The organism is Pseudacidovorax sp. NFM-22 (genome assembly GCF_021401245.1).
GTDB lineage: Bacteria > Pseudomonadota > Gammaproteobacteria > Burkholderiales > Burkholderiaceae_C > Xenophilus.
This window is the reverse complement of record NZ_JACBFY010000006.1, coordinates 140,060-156,318: the sequence shown is the minus strand read 5'-3', so window position 1 is coordinate 156,318 and position 16,259 is coordinate 140,060. Positions and strand designations below refer to the sequence as shown.

Here is a 16,259-nt window from a genome sequence, read left to right as displayed (position 1 = left end):
CTTTTTTCTGCCATGCCCGCGCTGCCGTCCTGCCCTCCGATCTTCCTCGCCTGCCTGCCCGCTGCAGGCGCGTCGCGCGCATGAGGCTCGCGCTCGGCGTCCGCTACAACGGCCGCGCCTACGACGGCTGGCAAAGCCAGCCTTCCGGCCGCACGGTGCAGGACCAGCTCGAACGGGCGCTCGAACGCTTTGCGCAGCAGCGCATCGGCACGCTGTGCGCCGGCCGCACCGACGCGGGCGTGCATGGCTGGATGCAGGTGGTGCACTTCGACACCGACGTCGAGCGCGTGCCCTTCTCCTGGGTGCGCGGGCCCAACCGCTTTCTGCCGGAGGACATCGCCGTGCAGTGGGCGCAGCCGGTGCCCGACAGCTTCCACTGCCGCGCCGCGGCGCGGGGACGGCGCTACCGCTATGTGCTGTCCCAGTCGCCGGTGCGGCCCAGCCTGGACACGGGCAAGGTGGGCTGGTCGATGCATGCACTGGATGGCGAGTCCATGCGCGCCGCCGCCGAACACCTGCTGGGCGAGCACGACTTCAGTTCCTTCCGCGCCTCGGCCTGCCAGGCCAGGTCGCCGGTCAAGACGGTGCGTCGCATCGCCATCACGCGCATCGGCGCGGCCGAGCGCTGCCGCTGGCACTTCGACTTCGAGGCCGACGCCTTCCTGCACCACATGATCCGCAACATCATGGGCTGCCTGGTGCGCGTGGGCCAGGGCCATGCCACCCCCGACTGGCTGCGCGAGGTGCGCGACGCGCGCAGCCGGCAGGCGGCGGCGCCCACCTTCGCGGCCGACGGGCTGTATTTCCTCGGGCCCCTCTACGACGCCGCATGGGGGCTTCCGCCCGAGGTCACCATGGGCGTGGAGCCTGGTGCCTGCGAGGACCTGCCCTGAACATCGTCGGGCAGTCACCGCCTCTCGCCCCGTCACGCACCCTGTTCCTCTGTCCGCACACGCCATGACCCCTTCGTCCGCCACCTTCCGCACCCGCATCAAGATCTGCGGTCTCACGCGCGAGCAGGACGTGGACGCGGCCGTTGACGCGGGCGCCGATGCGGTGGGCTTCGTGCTCTACGCCAAAAGCCCGCGGGCCGTGACCGTGGAGCGCGCCGCCGAACTCGCCGGCCGGCTGCCGCCTTTCGTGGTGCCGGTGCTGCTCTTCGTCAATGAAGCGCCGGACCAGGTGCAGGCCGCGCTGGCGGCGGTGCCGGGTTCCATGGCCCAGTTCCATGGCGACGAGACGCCTGAACTGTGCGGACAGTCCACCGCCGAGGGCCGCCACCGCTGGCTGCGCGCCGCCCGCATCCCCCTGGGCGCGGCAGGGGCCGGCTTCGACCTCTTAAACTACGCGGCTTCCTATTCCCAGGCCAGCGCCATCCTGCTCGACGCCCATGTCGACGGCTATGGCGGTGCCGGCAAGGTCTTCGATTGGTCACTCCTTCCAACCGCCGTCGACGCTCACCTCGTCTTGAGTGGTGGGCTCGCACCTGCAAACGTGGGCGATGGCATTGCGCTGCTGCGCCCGCGCTGCCGGTCGCTGTCGGTTGATGTGAGCTCGGGCGTCGAGACGGCCAAGGGCATCAAGGACGGCGACAAGATCCGCGAGTTCGTCGCCGCCGTCCGCGCGGCCGACGCGCTCCTCGCCCGCTGAGCCGGGGCCTTCGGGCCCACCGGCTGCACCACCAGGACACTGCGCGTCCTGGCCGGTGCCAACAACAAGACCTCATCGTTCTGCCGGTGCACGCCCGCGCACCGGCGCCATCTTCACGATCGCCATGAACACACCCACCTATGCCCTGCCCGATGCCGCCGGCCACTTCGGCCCCTACGGCGGCAGCTTCGTCAGCGAGACGCTGACCCATGCCATCGCCGAACTGCGCGAGGCCTACGACCGCTACCGCGAGGACCCGGAGTTCCTGGCCGAGTTCGCCTACGAGCTGAAGCACTTCGTCGGCCGGCCCTCGCCCATCTATCACGCAGCCCGTACCAGCCGTGAGCTGGGCGGCGCGCAGATCTACCTCAAGCGCGAGGACCTCAACCACACCGGCGCCCACAAGATCAACAACGTGATCGGCCAGGCCATGCTGGCGCGCCGCATGGGCAAGCCGCGCATCATTGCCGAGACCGGCGCCGGCCAGCACGGCGTGGCCACGGCCACCATCTGCGCCCGCTACGGGCTGGAATGCGTGGTCTACATGGGCAGCGAGGACGTCAAGCGCCAGAGCCCCAACGTCTACCGCATGAACCTGCTGGGCGCCACCGTGGTGCCGGTCGAATCCGGCAGCCGCACGCTCAAGGACGCGCTCAACGAAGCCATGCGCGACTGGGTGACGAATGTGGAGAACACCTTCTACATCATCGGCACGGTGGCCGGCCCGCACCCGTACCCGGCCATGGTGCGCGACTTCCAGACGGTGATCGGCAAGGAATGCATCGAGCAGATGCCGTCGATGCTGCCCGGCGAAGGCAGCCAGCCCGACGTGGTGGTGGCCTGCGTGGGCGGCGGCAGCAATGCCATGGGCATCTTCCATCCCTACATCCCCTACGAGCAGGTGAAGCTGGTGGGCGTGGAAGCCGCTGGCGAGGGCCTGGACAGCGGCAAGCATTCGGCCTCGATCCAGCGCGGCAGCCCGGGCGTGCTGCACGGCAACCGCACCTACATCCTGCAGAACGAGGACGGCCAGATCACCGAGACGCACAGCGTCAGCGCCGGCCTGGACTACCCCGGCGTGGGCCCCGAGCATGCCTACCTGGCCGACATCCGCCGCGCCGAATACGTGGGCGTGACCGACGGCGAGGCGCTGGCCGCCTTCCACCACCTGTGCCGCACCGAGGGCATCATCCCGGCGCTCGAATCGAGCCACGCGGTGGCCTACGCCATGAAGCTCGCCAAGACCATGCGGCCCGACCGGTCCATCCTGGTCAACCTCTCCGGCCGGGGCGACAAGGACATCGGCACCGTGGCCGACCTGGCAGGCGTCGATTTCTACGACCGCCCCTCCATGCGCGGCCTGTCGGTCAAGGGGGGCAAGCAATGAGCGCTGCGAACACCAAGCCGGACAGCCGCCGCATCGCGTCCACCTTCGCGCGCCTGGCGGACGAGGGCCGCAAGGCGCTGATCCCTTACGTGACCGCCGGCTTCCCGCAAGCCGACATCACGCCTGCACTGATGCACGCCATGGTCGCCGCCGGCGCCGACGTGATCGAGTTGGGCGTGCCCTTCTCCGACCCCATGGCCGACGGCCCCGTGATCCAGAAGGCCGGCGAGGCCGCACTGGCGATGGGCGTCGGCATGGCGCAGGTGCTGGCCATGGTGGCCGAGTTCCGCCGCAAGGACACCGCGACCCCCGTGGTGCTGATGGGCTATGCCAACCCGGTGGAGCGCTACGACCTCAGGCATGGCGTCGGCGCCTTCGTGCGCGACGCAGCGGCGGCGGGCGTGGACGGCGTGCTGATCGTCGATTACCCGCCGGAGGAATGCGAGGCCTTCGCCGCCGACCTGCGCGCGCACGGGCTGGACCTGATCTTCCTGCTGGCCCCCACCAGCACCGACGCCCGCATGGCGCAGGTGGCGCGCGTGGCCAGCGGCTATGTCTACTACGTCTCGCTCAAGGGCGTGACCGGTGCCGGCCACCTGGACACCGGTGCCGTCGAGCAGATGCTGCCGCGCATCCGCGAGCACGTGACCGTGCCGGTAGGCGTGGGCTTCGGCATCCGCGACGCGCAGACGGCGCAGGCCGTGGGCCGCACGGCCGACGCGGTGGTGATCGGCACGCGGATCATCCAGCTGCTGGAAGGCCAGCCGCGCGAAGCGGCACTGGCGGCGGCGGGCGATTTCCTGCGCGGCATCCGTGCCGCGCTGGATGCGCTGCCGGCCCCCGGGCCGAAAGCGGGATAATCCGTCCCCTCGTTCCCCGCCCTGCCCGGCCACCGCGCCCGGCAGGCGCCGCGGACAGGCGGCCTGGCCGCCCCGTCCGCCTCCTTGCACAGAACTCGGACGCACACCATGAGCTGGCTCGAAAAACTCCTCCCCCCCAAGATCGCGCCCACCGACCCCGGTGCCCGGCGCCAGATGCCCGAGGGCCTGTGGATCAAGTGCCCGAGCTGCGAGACGGTGCTCTACAAGACCGACCTGGAGCAGAACCAGAACGTCTGCCCCAGCTGCAGCCACCACCACCGCATCGGCGCCCGTGCGCGGCTCGACGCCTTCCTCGATGCCGAAGGCCGCTACGAGCTGGGCCAGGAAGTGCTGCCGGTCGATGCCCTCAAGTTCAAGGACAGCCGCAAGTACCCCGAGCGCCTGAAGGAAGCGCTGGAGTCCACCGGCGAGACCGACGCCCTGGTGGTGATGGGCGGCTCGGTGCTCAACATCGGCGTGGTCGCCGCCTGCTTCGAGTTCGAGTTCATGGGCGGCTCCATGGGCTCGGTGGTCGGCGAGCGCTTCGTGCGCGGCGTCGAGACCGCCATCGAGCAGAAGGTGCCCTTCATCTGCTTCACCGCCACCGGCGGCGCCCGCATGCAGGAAGGCCTGCTGTCGCTGATGCAGATGGCCAAGACCAACGCGGCCCTCACCCGCCTGGCCAAGAAGGGCCTGCCGTACATCAGCGTGCTGACCGACCCGACCATGGGCGGCGTCTCGGCCGGCTTCGCCTTCGTGGGCGACGTGGTGATCGCCGAGCCCAAGGCGCTGATCGGCTTCGCCGGCCCGCGCGTGATCGAGTCCACCGTGCGGGTGAAGTTGCCGGCCGGCTTTCAGCGCGCCGAGTTCCTGCAGGAAAAGGGCGCGGTCGACTTCATCAGCGATCGCCGCGAACTGCGCAAGACCATCGCCAGCGTGCTGGCCATGCTCACGCGCCAGCCGGCCGACGCGGTCGGCTGATCACCCTTGGGCGCCCGGCCCACAGTGGCCGGGCCGTGGTGCGATTGCGACAATCGCCACGAACATGAGAAAAGTTCTCATTAGCAAGGCAGAATAGGGTTTTCACCAGTTCGCCAACAGCGCGCATCGGCGCGCTTTTTTGTGGCCGCTCGCCGGCCCCGCCTGCTCATGAGAAGACTGCTCCCTGTCGCCGCCGCCCTGGCGCTGCCGCTGCCCTGCGCCGTCCTGGCCCAGACCACCCTGGACACCGTGGACGTGCGCGCCGACCGCAGCAACGGCTTCGTCGCCAACACGGTGGAGGCGGGCACCTTCCGCGGCGGACAGCTGATGGACGTGCCGGCCACCGTGAATGCCGTCACCAGCGCCGTCATCGCACTGCAGGCGGCCGACAGCGTCTACGACGTGCTGCGCAACACCGCCGGCGTCACGCGCCAGCAGAACGGCGGCGACACCTTCGACCAGCTGGTGATCCGCGGCATCGGCGTCGAGAACCGTACCAACTACCGGCTCAACGGCTCGCTGGCCATCCCCAACATCTCCGAGATCCCGATGGAGAACAAGGAGCGGGTGGAGGTGCTCAAGGGCGCCTCGGCGCTCTACTACGGCTTCACCTCGCCGGCCGGCATCGTCAACTTCGTGACCAAACGGGCCGGCGCCACGCCGGTGACCAGCGTGGGCCTGAAGGTGGACGACCACGGCGGCGCGCAGGGCCTGGTGGACATCGGCCGGCGCTTCGGCGCGGACGATCAGTTCGGCGTGCGCATCAATGCCGCGGGCGGCAGCCTGGGCTCGGCCATCGGCGGCGTGGACGGCAACCGCCAGATGCAGTCGCTGGCCTTCGACTGGCGCGTGAACTCGCAGTTGACCCTCAAGGCCGACATCGAGCATTACCAGAAGCGCATCGTGGAGCAGGCCGGCATCGGCCGGCCGGCGGCGGTCAACGGGGTGATCACGCTGCCCGCGCTGCCCGACCCCACCCGCCTGCTCGGCCCCACCTGGACGCCCTTCGCCGCCGAGGTCACCAACCAGCAACTGCGCGCCGACTATTCGATCAACAGCGACTGGGCGCTGATGGTCGAGGCCGGTCGATCCGACGCCGAGCGCGACCGCGGGCTGGCGACCTTCAGCAACTACAACGTGACGACGGGCCGGGGCCGCATCACCGGCACCGTGCAGCACCTGGAGCAGACGTCGCAGCTGCTGCGCACCGAGCTGTTCGGCACCTTCCAGACGGGCAGTCTCCAGCACGAGCTGACCCTGGGCGTGGCACGGGCCGACAAGAGCCAGGCACCGCTCTACAACCGCAGCTACGGCAGCGCCAGCACGGTGCAGTACCTGTACGACCCGATCCCCATCGCGCCGCTGGCGCTCAGCAACCGCACGCTGGTGCCCACCAACGGCTTCCAGGACAGCAGCGACCTGGGCCTCTACGCGCTGGACCGCATCGTGATCTCGCCCGAGTGGCAACTGGTGGCCGGCGTGCGCCACACGCGCTACCAGAGCGTGCAGGGCGCCAGCACCACGCTGCCGGTGATCGCCTACGACGTCGACAAGACCTCGCCGCTGCTCGCGCTGACCTACAAGTTCACGCCGGAGCTGGCCGTCTACGGCTCCTATGCGCAGGGCGTGGAGGAAGGCGAGGCGGCGCCCGCCGGCACCACCAACCAGAACCAGCGGCTGGCCCCGGGCGTGAGCAAGCAGAAGGAGCTCGGCCTGCGCTGGCAGGCGCCGATGGGCACGATGTTCTCGGCCGCCCTGTTCGACATCGACCGCCCGGGCACCTACACCAACAGCGCCAACACCTTCGTGGGCGACGGCCGGCAGGTCTACCGCGGGCTGGAGCTGTCGGCCCAGGGCCAGATCACGAAGCAGCTGGCGTGGCAGGCCTCGGGCCAACTGCTGAACGCCGCCTTCCGCGACATCAACGCCCAGTACAACGGCAAGATGCCCGAGAACACGGCCCGCAGGACGGCCAGCCTGTTCCTGTCGTACGACATCGCCGGCGTGCCCGGGCTTTCGATCAACGGCGGCGCCTACTACACCGGTCGCCGTCCCATCGACGACCTGAACCAGGGCTTCATCGGCGGCTACACGCTGTTCGATGTGGGGGCGCGCTACGTGACGCAGCTGTTCGGCAGGCGCACCCAGTTCCAGCTGAATGTGGAGAACACCGGCGACAAGCGCTACTGGTCGGCCGCCGGTACGCGTCTGGCCGTCGGCACGCCGCGCACCGTGAAGGCCTTGATGAAGGTCGACCTGTGAGCGCGGTGAGAGGCTGACATGCGCTGGACCTGGCGCCAAGTCCTGTTCCGGCTGCACTGGCTGGCCGGTATCACGGCCGGCACGGTGCTGGCGGTCATCGGCAGCAGCGGCGCGCTGCTGGCCTACCGGGCGGAGATCGTCGAGGCGGTGAATCCGGCGCTGTTCCAGCGCCAGCCGCCCACGCCCGGCGCGGCCCCGCTCACCCCCGCCGCGCTGGTCGCCGCCGTGCAGGCGCGTGACCCGAAAGTGCAGGTGCAGACGCTCACCCTGCGCGAGCAGGCCGGCTGGCCCGTGCGCATCGGCTTCGCGCCGGCGCCCGGCCAGCGCCGTGGCGCCCAGCACTGGCTGGACCCGTGGACCGCCGAGCCGCTGCCCGAGCCGCGGGGCGACGAATTCTTCGAGACCGTCGAATCGCTGCACCGCTGGCTGCTGCTGCCACGCGACATCGGCAAGCCGGTGACGGGTGTGCTGGCGGCCTCGCTGTTGCTGCTGGCCCTCTCCGGCCTGGTGCTGCGCTGGCCGCAACGGGCGCTGGACTGGCGCGCCTGGCTGCGCGTGGACCTGCGCCTGCGCGGCCGCGCGCTGCTGTGGAACCTGCATGCGGTGGCAGGCACGCTGGCCCTGCTGTGCTACCTGGTGTCGGGGCTGACCGGCGTCTACTGGGGCTTCGACGCGGTGCGTGCGGCGGTGGACGGCGCCGTGGGCGAAGGACAGGCGGCGCGCATGCAGCGCAGCGGCGGCAACCCGGCCGGCCGGGCCATGGGTGCCGCTGGTGGCGCGGCGACCACGACGATCCCCACGCCCGCGCCTCCCCGCATCGCGCCCGATCTGGACCGGCTCTGGCAGGGCTTCCTGCGCGCATCGGACGGCAATTGGCAGCTGGTGACGCTGCGGCTGCCGGCACGGGCCAATCCGCGCGTCGAAGTCACCTACCTGCGCCGCGACGCCGAGCACGAGCGCGCCCGCAACCGGCTCTACCTGGACGCCGCCACCGGCGAGCCCATCGAGCATCGCCGCTATGCCGAACTGAGCGCGCCGGCGCGGCTGGTCAACAGCATCTATCCGCTGCACATGGGCAGCTTCTGGGGCCCGCTCGGCCGGGTGGTGATGGTGCTGGCCAGCGCCGGGCTCCTGCTCTTCGCCATCACCGGCTGGCTGCTGTACCTGCGCCGCCGACGCGAGGCGGCGGCGGCACGGCGGGCGCGGCGGGCTTCGCTGGCGGCGGCGGGTGGCAGCGCCACGCCCGAGGCCGGCGGCCTGCTGATCGCCTTCGCCACCCAGACGGGCCATGCCGAACGGCTCGCCTGGCAGACCGCGGCCGCCCTGGGCGCGGCTGGCGTGCCCGCCACCGTCCGGCCGCTGCAGGCGCTGGCCCCGGTTGATCTGTCCCACCACCCGCGCCTGCTGGTCGTGGCCAGCAGCTATGGCGACGGCGAGCCGCCCGACGCGGCCCGCGCCTTCGCCCGGCGGTTGAGCACGATGAGCGGGCCGCTGACGCCGGCGCCCGCCTTCGGCCTGCTGGCCCTGGGCAACCGCCAGTACGGCACCTTCTGCGGCTTCGGCCATGCGCTGGATGGCCATCTGCGCCGCCTGGGCGCACGGCCGCTGTTCCCCTTGGTGGAAATGGACGAGGCGGACGCCTCCGCCCTCGTGCGCTGGCGTGCCGAGGTGGGCGCGGCCTTCGGCGTCGTGCTGGACGAGGACGCAACGCTGGGCCCGGCCCTGGCCGCACCCCGCTGGCTGGAGGCCGAGTTGGGCCGGCGCACGCACCTGAATCCTGGGAGCGCCGGCTCGCCGCTGTTCGAGCTACAGATCGCCCTGCCCCCCGGTGCCCACTGGCAGCCAGGCGCGCTGGCGGAGATCGAAGCGCCCACGGCCGGCGAGCCGCCCCGGCGCTATTCCGTCGCCTCGATCCCGGACGACGGCGCCCTCAGCCTGCTGGTGCGCCAGCGCGTGCTGGACGACGGGCGCCTCGGCCTCATGTCCAGCTGGCTCACGGTGCAGACCCTGCCCGGCGCACCGCTGCGCCTGCGACTGCTCGACAACCCGGGCTTCCGGCTGATCGACGACGACCGCCCCTGCATCTTCATCGGCAACGGCTCGGGCTTTGCGGGCCTGCACGGACATCTGCGCGAGCGGGCGCGGCGCGGCCACGGGCGCAACTGGCTGATCTTCGGCGAGCGGCATCCGGACCACGATGCCTTCTTCGCCGACGACGTGCAGGCCTGGCAGGCCCGCGGCCTGCTCCCGCGGGTGGACTTGGCCTGGTCGCGCGTGGCGCCCACCGGCCGCCATGTGCAGGACGCCCTGAAGGATGCAGGCGACGCGTTGCGCCGCTGGGTGGATGACGGTGCCGTGCTCTATGTCTGCGGCAGCCTGGCGGGCATGGCGCAGGGCGTGGATGCCGCGTTGCGCGAGCTGCTTGGCGCCGCGGCAGTGGAGGCCCTGCTCATGGAAGGCCGGCTGCGCCGCGACGTCTACTGAGCGGCTTCAGGCGCAGTTGCCCGGCGCCTCGCGTCCTATGGGCTTCGGCGCCGGCTCCGTGCCTCAGCGCCCGATGCCGTAGATGCCCACCAGCAGATTGCCCAGCACCATCGCCACGATCTGCAGCAGCACGATGGCCACGAGCGGCGACAGGTCCACGCCGCCGATCAGCGGCACCACCCGGCGGATGGGCCGCACCAGCGGCTCGGCCAGGCGCTGCACCAGGTCATGCAGCACGGGGGATGCGCCGGGGATCCACGACAGCACCGCATAGACGATCAGCATCGCCGTCAGCCCCGACACCGCCAGCTGCAGCAACCCGAACAGCGACAGCAGCGGCAGCGCCACCGGCCGCAGCCCGCCGGCCAGCAGCATCAGCAGCAGGTACTTGAGCATGACGATCAACCAGGCCGCCACCAGGCTGGCGAGGTCCCAGCGGCCCGCCGCGGGCAGGATGCGGCGCAGGGGCAGCACGATCCAGTCGGTCAATGCAAAGACGAAACGCCCCAGCGGATTGCCGAAGGGCACGCGGTGCAGCTGCATGTACAGGCGCAGCAGGCAGGCGCCGCCCAGCAGGCCGGCGATGACGTCCAGCAGGAACGAAGGGATCTGGTAGAGCATCGTCAGGAAGAGAAAGACGCCGCAGGGGGCATGGAGGGAGTGCGATGATAGCCACGCACTTCTGCGCCCATCATGTCCGAAGCCAACGTCTTCCTGCCGCTTTTTCCCCTCGGAACCGTGCTCTTTCCGGGCGGGCTGCTGCCGCTGCGGATCTTCGAGCTGCGCTACCTGCAGATGATCGGCGAGTGCCACAAGGCCGGCACGCCCTTCGGCGTGGTCGGGCTGATGCGGGGCGCGGAGGTGCGCGCCGCCGGCGCTGCGCCCGAAGTCTTCGCGGACATGGGCACGCTGGCCACCATTCGTCACCTGGAGTCGCCCCAGTCCGGCCTGCTGGTCATCGAATGCGTGGGCACCGAGCGCTTCCGCATCCTGGAGCGCCGGCAGCAACCCAATGGCTTGTGGACGGCGCGCATCGAGAAGTTGCCGCCCGAAGCCCGCGTGCCCGTGCCGGACGACCTGCTCGGTGTGGCCGATGCGCTGCGCCAGTTCGCCGAGACCCTGCGCCAGCGCGGCGGGCCGCTGCCCCTGGCCGAGCCGCCGGACTACGACGACTGCGCCTGGGTGGCCAACCGCTGGTGCGAGCTGCTGCCCTTGCCCTCCGAGATGCGGCAGCGCCTGCTGGCCCTGGACAGTCCGCTGGTTCGCCTGGAGCTGGTGAGCGACCTGCTGGCGCAGACGCGCATCTCGGGCCAGCGCTGAGCGAACGGCGCGGACCGCATCCCCCCGTCATCACGCGGCGAGCACCCAGGCTGCGCCCAGGCAACGTTACTGCGGCGCGCGCACCGCGTTGCGCAGCGCGGCCCCGCTAAAATCGCCGGCCGCGCTGCACCGGGCCCACCGCCCGGCGACCCTGGCGCCCTTCCCCTGACAGCCGCCCTCCCCCCGGTCGCCCCCGCGCCCGGCGGCGGCCTCCAACTGCACGACGCCCTCCATGTCCGACCACACCACGCCGGCCGCTGCCGCCCCTTCCGTTGACGACAACCAGCTGATCGCCGAACGACGCGAGAAACTGAAGGCGCTGCGGGCCGGCCAGGCCGAGGGCCGCGGCGTCGCCTTCCCCAACGACTTCAAGCCCGCCGACCGCGCCGACGCCCTGCTCGCCGCCCACGGCGAGACGGCCGCCGAGACGCTCGAGGCCACGCCCGTGGCCGCCAGCGTGGGCGGTCGCATGATGCTCAAGCGCGTGATGGGCAAGGCCAGCTTCGCCACGCTGCAGGACGCCACCGGCCGCATCCAGCTCTACGTCACCCGCGACGCTCTGGGCGAAGAGGCTTACGCCGATTTCAAGAAGTGGGACCTGGGCGACATCGTCGGCGCCGAAGGCACGCTGATGAAGACCAAGACCGGCGAGCTGTCGATCAAGGTCAGCCGCCTGCGCCTGCTCACCAAGAGCCTGCGTCCGCTGCCCGACAAGTTCCACGGCATGAGCGACCAGGAGCAGAAGTACCGCCAGCGCTACGTCGACCTGATCACCGACGAGGCCGCCCGCACCCGCTTCGCCGCCCGCAGCAAGGCCGTGAGCGGCATCCGCGAGTTCATGGTGAGCCATGGCTTTCTGGAAGTGGAGACGCCGATGCTCCACCCCATTCCCGGCGGCGCCAATGCCAAGCCCTTCGTCACGCACCACAACGCGCTCGACCAGGAGATGTACCTGCGCATCGCGCCGGAGCTCTACCTCAAGCGCCTGATCGTGGGCGGCTTCGAGCGCGTGTTCGAGATCAACCGCAACTTCCGCAACGAAGGCATCTCGGTCCGGCACAACCCCGAGTTCACGATGATGGAGTTCTACGCGGCCTACTGGAACTACCGCGACCTGATGGACTTCACCGAAGCGCTGATCCGCGACGCCGCCACCAAGGCCGTCGGCACGCTGCAGCTCACTTATCAGGGCAAGCCGGTGGACCTGGCCGCGCCCTTCGAGCGCCTGACCATCCGCGAGGCCATCGTCAAGCACACCGAGGCCGGCGACAACGTGGACAGCCGCGACTGGCTGATCGCCGCGCTGCACCAACTGGGCATGAGCGAGGAGAAGGACCGCCTGGCCGGCCGCACCCTGGCCAGCCTGCAGGTGCTGTACTTCGAGGAAGTGGTCGAAGAGAAGCTCTGGAACCCCACCTTCATCATGGAGCACCCGACCGAGATCTCGCCGCTGGCCCGAGCCAACGACGAGCGGCCGGAGGTGACCGAGCGCTTCGAGCTCTACATCACCGGCCGCGAATTCGGCAACGGCTTCTCGGAGCTGAACGACGCCGAAGACCAGGCCGCCCGCTTCAACGCCCAGGTGGCCGCCAAGGACAGCGGCGACGACGAGGCGATGTACTTCGACCACGACTTCGTGCGCGCGCTGGAATACGGCATGCCCCCCACCGGCGGCTGCGGCATCGGCATCGACCGCTTCATGATGCTGTTGACGGATTCGCCCAGCATCCGCGACGTGATCCTGTTCCCTGCGCTGCGGCGCGAGGGCTGAACGCCTTCTCCTTCCGAAGGCCGGCGCGGCGGCCTGGCCGCGCTAGCGCTGCTGCACCTTCACCAGCTTCATCCGCCCGCCCGCACCGGCGTGGATGTCGACGGCCGCCTTGGGCACGCCCAGTTGCTTCGCCACCAGGCCGATCAGCTCGGCATTGGCCTTGCCGTCCACCGGGGGCGACTTGAGCTGGGCCAGCCAGGTGCCGTCCTCCTGTTGCACCAGCGTGCTGGCCCGGGCATTGGGCTTGACCTTCACCTGCAGCATGGTGGTTGCCATGGCAGCTCAGAAGGTGTGAATGAATCCGGCGTGACCGAGCGGGCTGCCAAAACGCGGCCAATCAAGGCGCAAAGCGCAGCCATAGCTTGGGCTATGGCGAGCATTTGCAACGCGGAGTGGGCGTGTTTTGGCAGAACGAGCGGGCATGGCGGGTTCGTTCACACCTTCTTTAGACCGTGGCGGGCAGCAGCGCGCGGGCGTGGCGATAGCCTGCATCGGCCATCAGCGCATCCCAGCCCAGGGCCTCGCCGCGCGGCAGCAGGGCACGGCGGCGGGCTTCGCGTTCGGGCGATGGCGCGAGTTCGCCGCGCGCACGCGCCTGCGCCATCGCGTCCAGGAATTCGTCCAGCACTGCGCCGCCCTCCAGGCTCTGGTTGCACAGCAGGGCCAGGTCGCAGCCAGCCTGCAGGGCCTGTAGCGCCGCCTGGGCCGGCGTCAACAGCCGGCCTTCGAGGTGGCGCGCGCCTTCCATGCTCAGGTCGTCGCTGATGACCGCTCCGGTGAAGCCCAGCCGCCCGCGCAGCACCTCCTGCAGCCATCGCCGCGAGAAGCCCGCCGGCCGCGCGTCGACCGCCGGATAGACGACGTGGGCCGGCATCACCGCCGCCAGGCTGGCGCTGAGCCAGTCATAGGGCGCGACATCGTCGGCCAGGAGGTCTTCCAGCCCGCGGGGGTCGACCGGCACGGCCACATGCGAGTCGGCCGCTGCGAAGCCGTGCCCAGGGAAATGCTTGCCGCAGTGGGCCATGCCAGCATCGCGCAGGCCGTGCATCACCGCCCGGGCGAGCGCTGCGACGACGGCCGGGTCGCGGTGGAAGCTGCGGTTGCCGATGACGGCGCTGCGCGAGGCCGGCGCCTCGCCCGCCGCCGCATCGGCGTGGTCCAGGTCCAGCACTGGCGCGAAGGAAAAGCCGATGCCGCAGGCGCGCAGCTCCGCCGCAAGCACCTGGCCGAGTGCGGCAGCGGCGTTCAACGCGCGCTGCGGGCCGTCGCCGCCCGACTGCCACAGCGCGCCCAGCGCACGCATGGACGGCAGCACCGTGAAGCCGTCCGTGCGGAAGCGCTGCACGCGGCCGCCTTCATGGTCCACGGCGATCAGCAGGTCGGGCCGCAGCGCCCGGATCTCGGCCGAGAGCGCCGTGATCTGCGCCCGGCTCTCGAAATTGCGGCTGAAGTAGATGCAGCCGCCCACGAGCGGGTGCTGCAGACGGCGCCGGTCGTCGGCCGTGAGGGTGGTGCCGGCGACGTCGATGATGAGCGGGGAATCGGTCATGGGGTCTGCTTCTCGACCACCACGAAGCTGGCCGCGTAGTCGGCCTCATCGGTGACGGTCACATGCGCGCTCAGGCCCTGGGCCTCGAACCAGCTTTTGAGCGGGTCGTGCAGCGCGATGTAGGGCTTGCCGCTGCGGTCGTTGAGGACCTCGCACAGCTTCCAGCTCATGGGCATGCGCATGCCCAGCCCGATGGCCTTGCTGAAGGCCTCCTTGGCCGAGAAACGGGTGGCGAGGTAGCGCATGCCGCGCGCGGGCCAGCGGCTGCTGCGCTGGCGCCAGATGGCGAGTTCGGCATCGCCGAGCACACGCTCGGCGAAACGGTCGCCCTGGCGGCCGACCGTGGCCTCGATGCGGCGGATGTCGCAGAGGTCGGTGCCGATGCCGTGGATCACGATGCCGCGGCCTCGATGCAGGCCAGGTAGGCGCGCGTGGTGGCGGCGTAGCCGGCTTCGAGCGCATCGGCGACGAAGGCATGACCGATGGAGACCTCCTTGACCTGCGGCACGGCGCGCAGGAAGTCGGCGAGGTTGTCCTGGCTCAGGTCGTGGCCGGCGTTCACGTCGAGGCCGACCGCCTGCGCGGCCTGGGCAGCGGCGGCGTAACGGGCCAGCACGGCGTCGGCATCGGGCCGGCCGCGGGAGGCGGCATAGCCTTCGGTGTAGAGCTCGACCCGGTCGGCACCGACGGCACGGGCGGCGGCCATCATCTCGGGCGCCGGGTCCATGAACAGGCTCACGCGCACACCCAGGGCCTTCGCCTCGGCGATCAGCGGGCGCAGGCGCTCGGCGTCCTGCGGGAAGGTCCAGCCATGGTCGCTGGTGAACTGGTCCTCGCTGTCGGGCACGAAGGTGGCCTGGTGCGGGCGCAGCTCACGCACGAAGTCCATCAGGTTGTGGAAGGGATTGCCTTCGATGTTGAACTCCACGCCCGGCCAGTCCTGCTTCAGCAGCGCGTGCAGTTCGTGCACGTCGTCGGCGCGGATGTGGCGGGCGTCCGGCCGCGGATGCACGGTGATGCCGTGCGCCCCAGCCTGCAGGCACAGCGTGGCCGCGCGGGTGACGCTGGGAATGCCCAGGTGGCGGGTGTTGCGCAGCAGCGCGACCTTGTTGACGTTGACGGACAGTGCCGTGCGGGAGGAAGTGGCGGTGTTCACGGATGGACCTTCGGCTTGGACTGTGAGGCACGCGCTGCGGCCGGTGGCCGGACGCGCCTCACAGATCCTGCAGGTCGCGCATCATCTGCCGGGTGCGCAGCTGGGCGACGCCGCAATGGTAGTGGAGCAGTTGGCGCAGCTGGCTGCGCAACGCGCCGCTGGCGCCGGGCGACAGTTCGGCCACGGTGCGCAGCGTGCGGGTGAAGGGGGCATGGTCGGCGAGTGCACGCTGCAGCGACTGCCAGCCTTCGGCGCCGATGGACGCGGGCTCGTCCTCGCCGGCCTCGCGCAGGCCGGTTTCAGGCAGCAGCAGGTAGCGGCCGCCCGGGGCGAGCGGCGCCAGCGTAGAGGTCTGCGCGTCCAGGTCGGGCAGGAAGCCGATCTCGCGCAGCAGCAGCAGCTCGAAGGCCCGCAGGGCCGAGGCCTGCACCGCCTGCTGCGAGGCCGGGTCCTGCGGCGTGCCCAGCACCTGCACCACGGCCGCATAGGCGTCGAACAGGGCCGCGTGCGCATCCTCGCGCGCCAGCAGGCGCAGCAGCAACTCGTTGAGGTAGTAGCCCGACATCAGCGCGTCGCCGGTGGGCATGACATGGCCGCCCATCCATTCGGCGGACTTGAGCGTGCGCACCTCGGCATCGCCGCCGAAGGCCAGCTGCAGCGGCTGCAGCGGCAGCAGCACCGGCCGGAAGTTGGAGCTCGGCCGCTTCGCCCCCTTGGCCACCAGCGCGATGCGCCCGTGGTGGCGGGTGAACACCTCCAGGATCAGGCTGGACTCGCTCCAGTCGTAGCGGTGCAGCACGAAGGCGGGTTCATGTGCGACCCGGCGGCTGGTCGCCACG

At 70.7% G+C, this 16,259-nt stretch carries 15 protein-coding genes; 9 read left to right on the top strand and 6 right to left on the bottom strand.

Annotation, left to right across the window (positions count from 1 at the left end; all coding sequences use genetic code 11):
• Window positions 1-80: 80 nt before the first annotated feature.
• From truA to L0984_RS20980, 7 genes are all read left to right on the top strand, one after another.
• Window positions 81-893, top strand: a complete 813-nt coding sequence (gene truA / locus L0984_RS21010; protein ID WP_234196103.1) for a tRNA pseudouridine(38-40) synthase TruA — start codon at window positions 81-83, stop codon at window positions 891-893.
• A 64-nt stretch (window positions 894-957) separates the two neighbouring features.
• A complete protein-coding gene (locus L0984_RS21005) occupies window positions 958-1,650 on the top strand; it encodes a phosphoribosylanthranilate isomerase (protein ID WP_234196101.1) in 693 nt (230 codons plus the stop codon).
• A 124-nt stretch (window positions 1,651-1,774) separates the two neighbouring features.
• On the top strand, window positions 1,775-3,037 hold the full coding sequence (gene trpB, locus L0984_RS21000) for a tryptophan synthase subunit beta (RefSeq protein ID WP_234196099.1): 1,263 nt from the start codon (window positions 1,775-1,777) through the stop codon (window positions 3,035-3,037).
• A complete protein-coding gene (trpA, locus tag L0984_RS20995; RefSeq protein WP_234196097.1) occupies window positions 3,034-3,897 on the top strand; it encodes a tryptophan synthase subunit alpha in 864 nt (287 codons plus the stop codon). Before trpB ends, trpA begins: the two co-directional genes overlap by 4 nt.
• Before the next feature lie 108 nt (window positions 3,898-4,005).
• Window positions 4,006-4,878 carry an acetyl-CoA carboxylase, carboxyltransferase subunit beta gene (gene accD, locus L0984_RS20990; protein WP_017761322.1) on the top strand — a complete coding sequence of 291 codons (873 nt, stop codon included), beginning with the start codon at window positions 4,006-4,008 and terminating at the stop codon, window positions 4,876-4,878.
• 168 nt (window positions 4,879-5,046) lie between these two features.
• Window positions 5,047-7,140, top strand: coding sequence for a TonB-dependent siderophore receptor (locus L0984_RS20985; RefSeq protein ID WP_234196095.1), 2,094 nt, complete (start codon window positions 5,047-5,049; stop codon window positions 7,138-7,140).
• A gap of 18 nt (window positions 7,141-7,158) precedes the next feature.
• A complete protein-coding gene (locus tag L0984_RS20980; RefSeq protein ID WP_234196093.1) occupies window positions 7,159-9,624 on the top strand; it encodes a PepSY domain-containing protein in 2,466 nt (821 codons plus the stop codon).
• A 63-nt stretch (window positions 9,625-9,687) separates the two neighbouring features.
• Here the strand turns inward: L0984_RS20980 and L0984_RS20975 are convergent, their stop codons facing one another.
• On the bottom strand, window positions 9,688-10,245 hold the full coding sequence (locus L0984_RS20975; RefSeq protein WP_234196091.1) for a YggT family protein: 558 nt from the start codon (window positions 10,243-10,245) through the stop codon (window positions 9,688-9,690).
• A gap of 72 nt (window positions 10,246-10,317) precedes the next feature.
• Here L0984_RS20975 and L0984_RS20970 point away from each other — a divergent pair, with 72 nt between their 5' ends.
• The gene (locus tag L0984_RS20970; RefSeq protein WP_234196089.1) at window positions 10,318-10,944 is read left to right on the top strand and encodes an LON peptidase substrate-binding domain-containing protein; all 627 of its coding nucleotides are present in this window, start codon (window positions 10,318-10,320) and stop codon (window positions 10,942-10,944) included.
• A 232-nt stretch (window positions 10,945-11,176) separates the two neighbouring features.
• Complete coding sequence (gene lysS / locus L0984_RS20965; RefSeq protein ID WP_234196087.1) at window positions 11,177-12,715, top strand: lysine--tRNA ligase; 1,539 nt, start codon at window positions 11,177-11,179, stop codon at window positions 12,713-12,715.
• A 42-nt stretch (window positions 12,716-12,757) separates the two neighbouring features.
• On the opposite strand, the gene L0984_RS20960 is transcribed toward lysS, so the two are convergent.
• The 5 genes from L0984_RS20960 to recO form a co-directional block, all read right to left on the bottom strand.
• Window positions 12,758-12,991 (bottom strand): DUF167 domain-containing protein, encoded by a 234-nt coding sequence (locus L0984_RS20960; RefSeq protein ID WP_234196085.1) that lies wholly within the window; start codon window positions 12,989-12,991, stop codon window positions 12,758-12,760.
• Between the two features lie 169 nt (window positions 12,992-13,160).
• Complete coding sequence (gene nagZ / locus L0984_RS20955) at window positions 13,161-14,264, bottom strand: beta-N-acetylhexosaminidase (RefSeq protein ID WP_234196084.1); 1,104 nt, start codon at window positions 14,262-14,264, stop codon at window positions 13,161-13,163.
• The gene (gene acpS, locus L0984_RS20950; RefSeq protein ID WP_234196082.1) at window positions 14,261-14,659 is read right to left on the bottom strand and encodes a holo-ACP synthase; all 399 of its coding nucleotides are present in this window, start codon (window positions 14,657-14,659) and stop codon (window positions 14,261-14,263) included. The genes nagZ and acpS overlap by 4 nt, the downstream gene beginning before the upstream one ends.
• Window positions 14,656-15,420, bottom strand: coding sequence for a pyridoxine 5'-phosphate synthase (locus tag L0984_RS20945; protein ID WP_234196080.1), 765 nt, complete (start codon window positions 15,418-15,420; stop codon window positions 14,656-14,658). The genes acpS and L0984_RS20945 overlap by 4 nt, the downstream gene beginning before the upstream one ends.
• 58 nt (window positions 15,421-15,478) lie before the next feature.
• The gene (gene recO, locus L0984_RS20940) at window positions 15,479-16,258 is read right to left on the bottom strand and encodes a DNA repair protein RecO (RefSeq protein ID WP_234196078.1); all 780 of its coding nucleotides are present in this window, start codon (window positions 16,256-16,258) and stop codon (window positions 15,479-15,481) included.
• Window position 16,259 lies beyond the last annotated feature (1 nt).

What these genes read in the sequence shown, in the direction of transcription:
- L0984_RS20980 (WP_234196093.1), top strand. Translation starts at nt 7,159, where the DNA reads ATGCGCTGGACCTGGCGCCAAGTCCTGTTCCGGCTGCACTGGCTGGCC.
- L0984_RS20970 (WP_234196089.1), top strand. Translation starts at nt 10,318, where the DNA reads ATGTCCGAAGCCAACGTCTTCCTGCCGCTTTTTCCCCTCGGAACCGTG.
- L0984_RS20960 (WP_234196085.1), bottom strand. Translation starts at nt 12,991, where the DNA reads ATGGCAACCACCATGCTGCAGGTGAAGGTCAAGCCCAATGCCCGGGCC.
- nagZ (WP_234196084.1), bottom strand. Translation starts at nt 14,264, where the DNA reads ATGACCGATTCCCCGCTCATCATCGACGTCGCCGGCACCACCCTCACG.
- lysS (WP_234196087.1), top strand. Translation starts at nt 11,177, where the DNA reads ATGTCCGACCACACCACGCCGGCCGCTGCCGCCCCTTCCGTTGACGAC.
- accD (WP_017761322.1), top strand. Translation starts at nt 4,006, where the DNA reads ATGAGCTGGCTCGAAAAACTCCTCCCCCCCAAGATCGCGCCCACCGAC.
- truA (WP_234196103.1), top strand. Translation starts at nt 81, where the DNA reads ATGAGGCTCGCGCTCGGCGTCCGCTACAACGGCCGCGCCTACGACGGC.
- L0984_RS20985 (WP_234196095.1), top strand. Translation starts at nt 5,047, where the DNA reads ATGAGAAGACTGCTCCCTGTCGCCGCCGCCCTGGCGCTGCCGCTGCCC.
- L0984_RS21005 (WP_234196101.1), top strand. Translation starts at nt 958, where the DNA reads ATGACCCCTTCGTCCGCCACCTTCCGCACCCGCATCAAGATCTGCGGT.
- L0984_RS20975 (WP_234196091.1), bottom strand. Translation starts at nt 10,245, where the DNA reads ATGCTCTACCAGATCCCTTCGTTCCTGCTGGACGTCATCGCCGGCCTG.
- trpA (WP_234196097.1), top strand. Translation starts at nt 3,034, where the DNA reads ATGAGCGCTGCGAACACCAAGCCGGACAGCCGCCGCATCGCGTCCACC.
- trpB (WP_234196099.1), top strand. Translation starts at nt 1,775, where the DNA reads ATGAACACACCCACCTATGCCCTGCCCGATGCCGCCGGCCACTTCGGC.